Genomic DNA, 10714 nt, shown 5'->3' with positions numbered 1-10714 from the left:
AACCGCCCAAACCGCCCGGGATGTTGGGGCGCTCGCGCCCACGCCCCTTCCGGCGGGGCAGCGGACGCGCGCTGTCCGCTCGCCGCGCGGGCTCAGCGACGGACTTGGAAGTGGAGGTGGAGGTGGAGGTGGAGGTGGAGGTTGCCATCATGCACCCTCTCTCTGGCTGGTCATACGGTTGGAACCGCTGAGGCGGGTGAGGAGCAGCGCCAGCGCGACACCCACCACTGCGAGGATGACGGCGATCACGCTCGCCACGCCCATGTTGTACGAGCGGAACCCGGTCAGGTACATGTCGAGAGCGAGCACCCGCGTCGCGGTTCCGGGGCCGCCCTGGGTGAGGACGAAGATCAGGTCGAAGTACGTTAGCGACCCGATCAGAATCAGTGTGGTCGAGGTGATCACGGTGTATTTCAACTGAGGCAGCGTAATGTACCAGAACTGCTTGATCCGTCCGGCACCGTCGAGCATTGAAGCTTCATACATCGTGGCCGGGATCTGTCGCACCCCCGCCGCGTATAGCAGCGTGTGAAACGGGATGAACTGCCAGCCGATGACGAAGATCACGGTGATCAGAGCCAGGGTGGGGTCGCCGAGCCAGTTCTGCGACAGGATTCCGAGTCCTTTGATGGATCCCAGCCCGAAGGTCGGATCCAGGAGCGCCTTGAATGCGATAGCGATCGCGGCCGAAGAGAGCAGCAGCGGCACGAAGTAGAGCACGGACAGGAATGTCCGGTACTTCTGCTGACCTGCGGTGAAGACGCCGAGCAGCAGAGCGATCGGGGTCTGGAAGATCCAGCTGGAAACCATGACCACGAGGGTCAGCCAGATCGCGTTCCACGTGAGCGGGTCGGAAAACGCCTTCGGCCAATTGCCGAAGCCGATCCATTGCGGCGTGCCGAGGCCGTCCCAAGACGTGAGGCTGAGAAAGATCACGCCGACGAGCGGAACGATCCCGAACAGGCTGAACAGCACAAGAGCGGGCAAAGCCATGATGAGGGTGGAACCGGTGCGGCGGCGAGCCGCACCGGTCCCGAGTGTTGCGGTAGTCACGAGCTCAAGATCCCAGCGTCGTGTTCATGGCGTCCACGAACCCCTGGGGCGTCATCTGCCCGAGGAACACCTGGTCGAGGTTGGTCAGAAGCGCCTGGCCCTGTGCAGCTGGAAGTGCCTGGTCCCACGAGAGCTGGAAGCTGGGCGCGTCGACTGCTCGCTTGTAGACCCAGCCGAGGTAGTCGGCGTCGTCGAGCTTCGCGATCTTGCTTTCGATTCCCGTGATCGGAGGGACGGCCCCGCCCTTCAACAGCGTGTCCACGTAGGTGTCGTCAAGCACTGCCTTGTTCAGGTAGGACTCCGCCGACTTCTGCGCGTCCGCGCTCGAGGAGGAAGACACGGACCAGAAGTTGGCCGGGTTGCCGACGATGTTCGCCGGGTCGCCCTTGCCACCGGAGACTGCCGGGAAGGTGACATAGCCGACGTTGCCCGCTGCGAAGAAGTCCTTCGCATTGTTCTTGAAGTTCGGGTAGACCCACGAACCCTGCAGAATCATCGCCGCCTTGCCGGTGTAGAAGGCAGCGATATCCGCATTCGCGTCCGCGGTGATCGACTCGTAACCCTTGATGAATCCATTGGCCTTCACCAGCTGCTGGATCTTCTCGAGGGACTGCTTGAATGCCGGGTTCGACCAAGCATTCTTCTTTCCGTCGAGAACGGCCTTGAAGGCCTCCGGGCCACCGATCCGGTCGGCGAGGTATTCGAGCCACATCAGCTCCGGCCACTTGCTCGCACCCGCCATCGAGAACGGAGCGATGCCCTTCCCGTTGAAGGTGTCGACGAGCTTCATCAGGTCGTCCCACGTCTTCGGCGGCTCCACGCCCTCCTGCTTGAACAGCCCCTTGTTGTACCAAAGGACGACCGACTGCATCGAGTTATTCGGAACAGCGTACGTCTTGCCGCCGATGACGCCGTTCGCCGCGACCGAGGGAATGAGACGCGAGGTCAGATCCTTCGATTGCTCGGTGATGTCGACCACGTTCTTGTTCTTGACGTAATCCGCCAGCGTCCCACCGGCCCAGGAATAGATCAGAGCCGGCGCGTTGCCCGACCCGACCGCCGAACGGATCTTCTCCTTATAGGCATCGTTGGCGAAGAACTGGGAGTCGATCTTCTGGTCTGGGTTGGCCTTGTTCCACTCGGTGAACGAGCTGCGGAACGTCTGCTCGTCGCCGCCGGTGAGCGCCCAAGCCGACGCGGTCTTGGATCCGCTGGATCCACCGGTCGAGCATGCGGTCAGGCTCAGTGCCGCAGCGATCACGACTGCCACGACTGCGCGGCCCCGTTTCGATGTGAGCTTCATCGCTTCATCCTTTTCTGTGTGATTTGACACCATTGGCCGCCGGTGCGAAATAATTTCGAAACGATCCGCAATTTTGGCGCCCACAAGATAGGCGAAATGAGGGCCGGAGTCAACAACTATTTGGATTTGCGGCTAGCATCGATGCTGCACCAACGAAACTATTGCGACAGCGAGTCGCCATAGAACGATCAGGAGAGTCGTCGATGAGGACAACGCAGAGGGTCACGCTCAATGAGATCGCCAAGCAGGCGGGCGTCTCTGTCGGCACCGTGTCGAAGGTCATGAACCGCAGGCCCGACGTCTCCGAGGAGACCCGCCAGAGAGTGATGGAGACGGCGAAGGTCCTCGACTATGCGCCGACAACGTTCCGGGTCAACACCGAGGATCCGGTGGTGGACGTCGTCTTCGACAGTTTGGACAATCCCTACTCGACTCAAGTCATGGAAGGAATCGTCCACGCCGGCGCCGAGGCCGGAGTGGACGTCGTCGTCAGGATCATTCCGAAGGACAACGGCAATGACGTGGCCTGGGGGCGGGAAGTGCGCGCGAAAGGCCGCACAGGCATCATCGTCGTCACCTCGCAAATGACCAGTGAGCACCTTCGCGCCCTCGCGCGCGCTTCCGTGCCATTGGTGGTCGTCGACCCGATCAACCTCGGCCGCCCCGATGTCGCCAGTGTCGGCGCTACCAACTGGGCCGGCGGCTTGGAAGCAGGCCGGCACCTTATCGATCTCGGCCACGAGAGAATCGGGTTCATCGGCGGCCCGCGAGGATCCGGTTCCAATCAGGAGCGCTACCACGGTTTCCGGGCAGCCTTGGAGAACGCCGGCCTTGATGTCGACCCGTTGATCACATCTTTCGGCCTGTTCACCTACGAATCAGGACGTGACCTTGCGCTGGTCCAGCTCGCTCTCCCCGACCCACCGACCGCGATCTTCGCCGGCTCGGACACTATCGCACTCGGCGTGATCGAAGCGGCACGTTCTCGGGGCCTCACCGTGCCCGATCAGTTGAGTGTCGTCGGCTTCGACGACACCCGGGTCGCCCGATGGTCATCACCGCAACTGACGACGGTCAGGCAACCGCTGGAAACCATGGGTCGCATGGCGCTGCGAGTCATCCTTCAACTACAAGGGCACGAAACTCTTGACTCGCAGCATGTGCAATTGTCGACCTCTCTGGTGGTGCGGAACTCGACTGCGCCTCGCACCCAGATCCGCAGGCCCATCGCGAGGTAGCGGTTCTGAACCTCTTGACATCGGGCGACTGAGTCCTTGCCGTCTCGCGCCCGAATGACGGTCCGATTCGAAATTCTTTCGAATCTCGCAGAGTGGACCAAAAGCAATCTTTCCGGCGAGCCGTGGGGTGCGCTATGAGGCCCTTTCACGTCTCTGTGCACTGGCCGGAGCAGTTCAAGGGAGAACATGAATGAAATCGATTGAACGAGGTCGGCCGAGACACGGCCGCCTTGCAGTCATCGCAGCGTTCAGCACGACTGCAGTTTCGGGACCGCGTTCGCTCCGACAGCCGTCGCTGGGGCCACAGAGCAGTGGCAACCGTAAGCGGGGACGGACATCACCACGTTATCCGCCCAATGCCTCGCCGACTGCCGAACCGCTCCTTGGATGCGTCCTACTCGTGGTTCAGCATCGACAAGTTGCACACGAACGCGGCCAACAGTGCCGATGACGGAACATCCACGTGATATTCAACGTCACCAACAGGTAAAGTCGCCGGCAGCGAGGTCACCTTCATCGTCGGCGTCGGAGCTTCCGACGCGGATATTCGGGCAACCGACAGCGTGACTCTTCGCTGAGGCCGAAGCGTGGCTCCCGATACTGAATCGCCCGCTCACCGCACCGGTGGGCGAGCGGTTCCTATTTCCACCGAAACGGATCGGAGGCTTGACACCCGTTCGAGGGCCCCACTACTCTCTAGCAGCTCAAAACGGGCACAACGCCGAAATCTTTCGAAAGCCTCTGAAGCGGAGAGCGTCAGATTGACCGAGGAGGACCCGATGACCTCACTATCCGACACCCTCAGCGGCAAGCGCCGTCGACGGCAACTCCATACCTGCCCTCGTAAGTAAGACCGGGCTGCTTCGATCACCGCACGATCAGAAGCAGACACCCGACCTTCCGCTGCAGCGTCTGCGTCACGCGTGCATGTCCATCCGTACTCCCTTGAGGAGTCCGAACGCGCCCAAACGCTGGAGTTCGTCATGCCATCGCGCTCTTTCCCGTCTCACCAGATCGATACAGGTTTCGCCTCGAAAGAGCGTGGACCACCGCAGGGGTCACGGCACCTCGATCCCATGATCGAGGCCGGACCACGCAAGCCGAGCAACGCTCGGCCTCCCCGCACATGCCACCCCCCGCATGAAATGAGACTCGCATGAAACTCTTGACCAGGCGACCAAAGCGCGTCGCCCTCGGTTTGGCGATCGGGTTGACAGCGGCCACCGCTCTGACGGTCGCCGCTCAGCCAGCCATCGCCGCCAACCCGCCGTACCCCTGGTTCGACACCTCCAAGACGCCGTCCCAACGGGCCGACCTCCTGCTCGGCGCACTCACCTTTGATCAGAAGATCGATTTCGCGCTGTGGTTGCAGTACCCGTACCCGCCGCCCGACAGCGCACGGCCATCGTTCGCAGCGCAATACGGGATTCCAGACCCGCGCCCGCACGACAGCCCCAATGGGGTCTTCTATACAATCGGCGTCACCCAATTCCCCGCAGAGCAGACACTCGCCGCCTCCTTCGATCCGACCCTGGCCAAGACCTACGGTCAAGCGGTCGCTCAAGAGCTTCGAGGGAAGGGATACAACGGCTGGCTCGGCCCTGGGCTCGACCTTGCCAGGAACCCCCTCTCCGGTCGGCTCGCCGGCAACCCCGGGGAGGACCCGGAACTCGCCGGACAGATCACGACCAACATGGTCGAAGGAGCGCAAAGCCAAAACATCACCACGGTGCTCAAACACTACGTCGGCAACCTGCAGGAAACCGGCCGATTCGGCTCCCCTGCCGTCCTCAGCGGACCGGGGAACCCGTCTTACAACGACGTGATCGACGAGCGCACTCTGCGCGAGCTCTACATGGAACCGTTCCGGCAGGCCATCCAGAATGGCGGCGCTACGACCATCATGTGCTCGTACCAGAAGATCAACGGCACGAACACCTGTGACAACTCGGCCATCCTCTCCGTCCCCAAGAACGAATGGGGATTCCAGGGGAACATCGTCCCGGACTTCGTCGGCGCCTACCATGACGCCCTCACCGCAGTCAACGCGGGCGTGGACGTCACGGGCGACCCGCCTCCCGGAGTCCCGCCGGCCCTGACAAGAGACGACTTCACCAGCGGTCGCGTTTCCGCAGCACGACTGGACGACATGCTCCGCCGCACGCTCTACAGCTACTTCGCTTCAGGCCTGTTCGACCACCCGGTCGGCGCAGCCCAAGATGATGTGAGCACACCCGAACACGTCGCGCTGGCCAAAACTATCGCCCAGGACGGGACTGTGCTGCTGAAGAACGACGGAGGCAAGAAGAGCGCGTCGATCCTCCCCCTCAAGCAGGGCCAGTCCATCGGAGTGATCGGCCGCGCCCAAGGCGATGCCGTCACGATCGAAGGCGGTTCCGACTTCGTACTGCCGAACGGCCCCACCACGACCGCCCTGCAGGCGATTACCGCCCGAGCTAATGGATCACCCGTGAGCTTCAGCCAGGGCACGGTAGGCGATAGCCCTCTCCCGCCGATCCCGGCCAACGTACTCACTCCGAGTTCCGGAACCGGGAACGGCTTGACCGCCACCTACTACCCGAATCACGACTGGACCGGAACACCGGCGGCCGTCCGCAACGAGACAACCTTCGACTTCACCGGCTCACCCGTTGCGAACCTCGGGAACCAGTGGTCGGTGAAGTACACCGGGACGATCACGCCGACGGAATCCGGACGATTCGACTTCTCGCTGAATCCCCAGGGAACCGGGCGGCTGTACATCGACGGCAAACTGGTCACCCAGGGAGTCGACGAGGCTCAGGTCTTCCTGGGCGGTCAACCTTACGTCTACACTGGCAACGTCCAACTCCAGGCCGGCCACCCGGTGTCGATCGAGGCGGACTACTCGGTAGGCGAGAGCTTGTTCGGACCTGCGTTCAAGATGGGGTGGCAGCCGCCATCCCAGTCGAAGATCGCTGCCGCCGTCGCCCTCGCGAAGACCGTGGATGTTCCGGTGGTGTTCGTAGGTCAAGGCTCCGGCGAGGGCATGGATCGCAGCACCCTCGCGCTCGGCGGAGACCAGGATGCCCTGATTTCCGCCGTCGCGCAGGCGAATCCGAACACGGTCGTCGTTCTGAGCACCCCGGGGCCTGTCCTGATGCCGTGGCTGGACAACGTCGCTGGCGTGATCCAGGCGGGCTATCAGGGCCAGCAGTTCGGGCCGGCGATCGCAAGCGTCCTCTACGGTGACATCAACCCGGGTGGCCACCTCGTGATGACGTACCCGAAGGATGCGACCCAGGGACAGGCGACACAGCCGAACGAGTTCCCCGGCACGATCACCAAGGTAGTGACCGATGTGACACCGAGCGGCGCGTACGAGTACCAGTCACAGTTCTCCGAAGGGATTTACATGGGGTACAAGTTCTACGACAAGTACAACCAGACCCCGCTGTTCCCGTTCGGATACGGTCTCTCGTACACGAGCTTCCGCTACGGCAAGCTGCAGACGGTCGCGACCTCGCCGGGCAAGCCGAGCTCCGTGCAGGTCCAGGTGACAAACACGGGTTCCCGTGCCGGCGACACGGTGGTGCAGGTCTACACGGGACTTTCGCCGCAGACGAAGGCGGACACGCCAGCGAAACGGCTCGCGGGGTTCCAGCGGGTTTCGCTTGAACCCGGGCAGACCAAAACGGTGACGATCGCGCTCGACTCGTCGAGCTGGTCGTACTGGGACACTGCCGCGCACACATGGGTGACCCCCACCGGCCCAGTCAAGGTCTACGCCGGCTCGTCCGAACGTGACGTCGAAGCCCAGGCCGTCATGCAAGTCAGATAGGTGGTTCCGCGACGCGCTGAGGGGCTCATCCCCCTAGACCGGGCCCCTCAGCGCCCCCTCAAGCGAACCGATCGCGCAACACGAAAAGGCTCTCACGTAACGCAGCAAATGCCTCGGCATCCAACCCCGTGGACGACTCGATCTCCTCACGGACCGGAGTGACGGCAGCCTCCAACAACCAGCCACGCGGCGTCACCGTGAGAAGGGTCACTCGCTCGTCGTCGCGTGAACGACGGCGTGAAACCAGGGTCAGAGCCTCGAGGCGTTTCAACATAGGCGACAAAGTGGACGATTCGAGACGAAGCGCCGACCCCAGCTCCGCCACAGAACAGCCATCCCGCTCCCAAAGCGCCAACATCGCGAGGTACTGCGGGTACGTCAGACCATGCTGCTTCAGCATTGCCCGGTATGCACCGGACACCGCCAATGATGCCGAATACAGCGCAAAGCACAGTTGGTCATCGATTCGGGCATGCTCAGCTTCCTTGCGCATCAAGCTCCTCCCCCAGCAGCTTAACAGGCGCTCGAATTTACATCGTGGCGCTATTTAATCGTGCACGATATGATCGCGTGATACGTACCAAATTTGAAGGAGACGCCATGTCACACCCCCTCCCGGCCGAAGAGCTCACCGGCGTTCCCGGCGGCACCCTGATTACCGAGACGCCAGAGGAAGGCCGCAGGCTTGCTGTGGCCATCGCGCGCCACAGCATTCACCAGATCCAGCCGGACCTCGATGCCCTCAAGGCCGGCCGTCCGGTGTACGCCACAAACCCGGACAGCCTGATCGCAGCAGCACAGATCGTCGCAATCGAATTCCAGACCATCGCCGCGGCGAACGACTACTGGCGATGACCCGCAGGCGGCGAGCCCCGCGCGCGACGAGGAAGCTGGAGGCGTGATGGCTTCTCCAGAATCAGTGCCACGCGTCATCGAATTCGCAGGAAGCTTGGTCGATGTTGTCGGCGCAGTCGTTATCGCTGGAGCAGTCATCTCCGCTTCGGCCTGGGCTATCATCCGGGCCGAAGGTGCCGCGGGACGCGACGTGAACCTCGCGGATCAGGCCCGTCAACCATTGCCGGCGCAGCTCGGACTGCGTCATCGGCTTCCGCTTGACCCGGTAGTAGTGCTGCCTGGCAACGCCGAGGACGCGGCAGCAGCGGTCGATTGGGATCCCGGCGTCGGCGAGACGGTCGATCACCGGGAAGAGTCTTTTGGGCGGGGACGCTCCTCGCCGAGGAACTTCGCGGCCTGACGGACGATGAGTAGTTCGGTCTCGAGATCACGAATCCGCCGGCGGGCCTCGCGCAGCTCCGCAGACTCCGAGGTCGGGACTCCGGGTCGGCGACCGTTGTCGATGTCGTCCTGGCGGATCCAGTTCGACAATGTGACGGGATGAATACCAAGCTCGACCGCGGTCTGTTTGGCTTGCTTACCGGCACGCACGAGCGCCACGGCGCGAGCACGAAATTCCGGCGGATAAGGACGGGGCATGGTGATGAGCCTTCCGGATCAGGCCACCTGTTAGCCACCCAAACTGGAACCTATTCCGTGGGGCAGGTCAAGATGTCACCTATCCGTGCAGCAGACCCTTGGCCTGATCGTGCCGGATTGCTTGAGCGGAGAGATGACCTTGCGAGCAACAAGGAACAGGTGGCTAGAAGGAAATACGAGAGTAGAGATCCAACAGGGGATAATGATCTTCCCCCGGTTCCTCGGACAGTTTGATGTGTCGTTTCAGGCAGCCAGGGTGACTGTCGTTGGGACGATTTTCTCGTAGTCCGCCGGGGAGTGGTAGCCCAGCGAGGAGTGCCGGCGGCGGGGGTTGTACCAGGCTTCAATCCAGGAGAACATCGCCGTCCCCAGCTCCCGCCTGGACTGCCAGGGCCGGCTGTCGAGCAGTTCGATCTGCATGCCAGACCAGAACGATTCCATCATCGCGTTGTCGTAGCAGTCGCCGACCGAGCCCATGGAAGCGATTAGGCCGGCTTCGTGGACGCGGGAGGTGAAAGCCCAGGAGGTGTATTGGGAACCGTGGTCGGAGTGCATGATCGCCCCGCGGACCCCGAACCGTCGCCAGCGGGCCATCTGCAGCGCGTCGACGACGAGGTCTGCGGTCATCCGGGAGCCGATCGACCAGCCAATCGCCAGCCGTGAATAGGCGTCCAGGACGACGGCGCAGTAGACCTTGCCCTCAGCAGTGTGGTGTTCGGTGATGTCACCGAGCCAGAGCCGGTTCGGGCCGGGAACGTGGAAGTTGCGGTTGACCTTGTCTTCGCTGGTGGCGGGGTTGGTGCGGAACCGGAACTTGCGTTTGACGGCGCCGGCCCAGCCGCGCTCGCGCATGATCCGCTCCACCCGTTTCCGGCCAATGGCAAACCCGTGGCCCATCCGCAGTTCGGCGTGCATCCGCGGGGACCCGTAGGTGTGGAAGAACGCCCCCTTCTCGGATCGGAGCCGGGCGATGACCGCGGCGATCTCATCATCCCGCGCCCGCCTGGCAGAGATGCGGTGCTTGGCCCAGGTGTAGTAGCCGGAGCGGGAGACCCCCAACAACCGGCTGACCGTCGCGACCTTGAACCGGTGAGGGTTCTCAGTCGTCAGCTGCTCGATCAGTCGGAAAGATGTTTTGGGAGCACGTTCTCCTTCGCGAAATACGCCGCCGCGCGTTTCAGGATCTCGTTCTCCGTCTCCAACCGGCGCACTTCTCTGCGGAGTCGGACCAGTTCCGCCTGCTCATCCGCGTCCAAGATCGGGACCACCCCAGAGGCTTTCTGCCTGCTCTTTGGCGAAGTCATCCTCCGCCACCCATCTCGAGAGCGCACTGTTGGAGACGCCGAGCTCGCGGGCGACCTGGGACAAGGGTCGGTCGCTGATCCGAACTAACTCGATCGCACGAACACGGAACTCCCGAGGGAAACGTCTAGCCATAAAGACCAAAGTAGTGCCCCGTAATGTGGTGTAGCGCGGTGGCTGGCTCGTCGTTTCGGACGTGGGCGCGGTCACCGTGTGATCCTTCGAGAAGTCTCTTACCTCCACTCGAAAGGCATCATCACGATGACCGCACTTCACATTGTCGACCCTGCGAGCGTGCTCGCTGAAGCCTTGACCGACGCGTCGCCGGATCTGATGCGCAGCCTGTTGCAGACCACGATCAACGCGCTCCTCTCCGCGGACGCCGACGCCGTCGTCGGCGCGGAATGGGGCAAGCCCAGCCCCGACCGCACCGCGCAACGCAATGGCTACCGACACCGCGACCTCGACACCCGCGTTGGCACGATCGATGTTCAGATCCCGAAG

Annotated in this window: 8 protein-coding genes and 1 pseudogene; 4 read left to right on the top strand and 5 right to left on the bottom strand. The window is 62.7% G+C overall.

Annotation, left to right across the window (positions count from 1 at the left end):
* Positions 1-147: 147 nt before the first annotated feature.
* Together BM287_RS15600 and BM287_RS15595 are read right to left on the bottom strand one after the other, a co-directional pair.
* The gene (locus BM287_RS15600) at positions 148-993 is read right to left on the bottom strand and encodes a carbohydrate ABC transporter permease (RefSeq protein WP_090041423.1); all 846 of its coding nucleotides are present in this window, start codon (positions 991-993) and stop codon (positions 148-150) included.
* 64 nt (positions 994-1057) lie between these two features.
* Entirely contained in the window at positions 1058-2356 is a 1299-nt protein-coding gene (locus BM287_RS15595; protein ID WP_090041288.1) for an extracellular solute-binding protein, read from the bottom strand.
* 203 nt (positions 2357-2559) lie between these two features.
* On the opposite strand from BM287_RS15595, the gene BM287_RS15590 reads away from it, so the two are divergent.
* Both BM287_RS15590 and BM287_RS15585 read left to right on the top strand, forming a co-directional pair.
* Positions 2560-3594 carry a LacI family DNA-binding transcriptional regulator gene (locus tag BM287_RS15590; RefSeq protein ID WP_090041285.1) on the top strand — a complete coding sequence of 345 codons (1035 nt, stop codon included), beginning with the start codon at positions 2560-2562 and terminating at the stop codon, positions 3592-3594.
* 1156 nt (positions 3595-4750) lie between these two features.
* A complete protein-coding gene (locus BM287_RS15585; RefSeq protein WP_090041283.1) occupies positions 4751-7414 on the top strand; it encodes a beta-glucosidase in 2664 nt (887 codons plus the stop codon).
* A 58-nt stretch (positions 7415-7472) separates the two neighbouring features.
* On the opposite strand, the gene BM287_RS15580 is transcribed toward BM287_RS15585, so the two are convergent.
* Positions 7473-7907 (bottom strand): MarR family winged helix-turn-helix transcriptional regulator, encoded by a 435-nt coding sequence (locus BM287_RS15580; RefSeq protein ID WP_090041281.1) that lies wholly within the window; start codon positions 7905-7907, stop codon positions 7473-7475.
* A gap of 107 nt (positions 7908-8014) precedes the next feature.
* Between BM287_RS15580 and BM287_RS15575 the strand changes: the two genes are divergently transcribed.
* Positions 8015-8269 (top strand): hexameric tyrosine-coordinated heme protein, encoded by a 255-nt coding sequence (locus tag BM287_RS15575; protein ID WP_090041279.1) that lies wholly within the window; start codon positions 8015-8017, stop codon positions 8267-8269.
* Positions 8270-8435: 166 nt separating this feature from the next.
* On the opposite strand, the pseudogene BM287_RS18150 reads toward BM287_RS15575, so the two are convergent.
* Positions 8436-8908, bottom strand: a pseudogene (locus BM287_RS18150) (transposase); the annotation flags it as partial.
* Between the two features lie 243 nt (positions 8909-9151).
* Positions 9152-10018, bottom strand: coding sequence for an IS3 family transposase (locus BM287_RS15560; RefSeq protein ID WP_280140966.1), 867 nt, complete (start codon positions 10016-10018; stop codon positions 9152-9154).
* Between the two features lie 453 nt (positions 10019-10471).
* On the opposite strand from BM287_RS15560, the gene BM287_RS15550 reads away from it, so the two are divergent.
* Positions 10472-10714: transposase (locus tag BM287_RS15550; RefSeq protein WP_170857580.1), on the top strand; the 243-nt coding region annotated here is incomplete at its 3' end.

Source organism: Leifsonia sp. CL147, assembly GCF_900114565.1.
Taxonomy (GTDB): domain Bacteria; phylum Actinomycetota; class Actinomycetes; order Actinomycetales; family Microbacteriaceae; genus Leifsonia.
This window is presented reverse-complemented; position numbering and strand designations above follow the sequence as displayed.

Excerpts from the sequence above, each read along its gene's own strand:
- BM287_RS15600 (WP_090041423.1), bottom strand. The coding sequence starts at position 993 with ATGGCTTTGCCCGCTCTTGTGCTGTTCAGCCTGTTCGGGATCGTTCCG.
- BM287_RS15595 (WP_090041288.1), bottom strand. The coding sequence starts at position 2,356 with ATGAAGCTCACATCGAAACGGGGCCGCGCAGTCGTGGCAGTCGTGATC.
- BM287_RS15590 (WP_090041285.1), top strand. The coding sequence starts at position 2,560 with ATGAGGACAACGCAGAGGGTCACGCTCAATGAGATCGCCAAGCAGGCG.
- BM287_RS15585 (WP_090041283.1), top strand. The coding sequence starts at position 4,751 with ATGAAACTCTTGACCAGGCGACCAAAGCGCGTCGCCCTCGGTTTGGCG.
- BM287_RS15580 (WP_090041281.1), bottom strand. The coding sequence starts at position 7,907 with ATGCGCAAGGAAGCTGAGCATGCCCGAATCGATGACCAACTGTGCTTT.
- BM287_RS15575 (WP_090041279.1), top strand. The coding sequence starts at position 8,015 with ATGTCACACCCCCTCCCGGCCGAAGAGCTCACCGGCGTTCCCGGCGGC.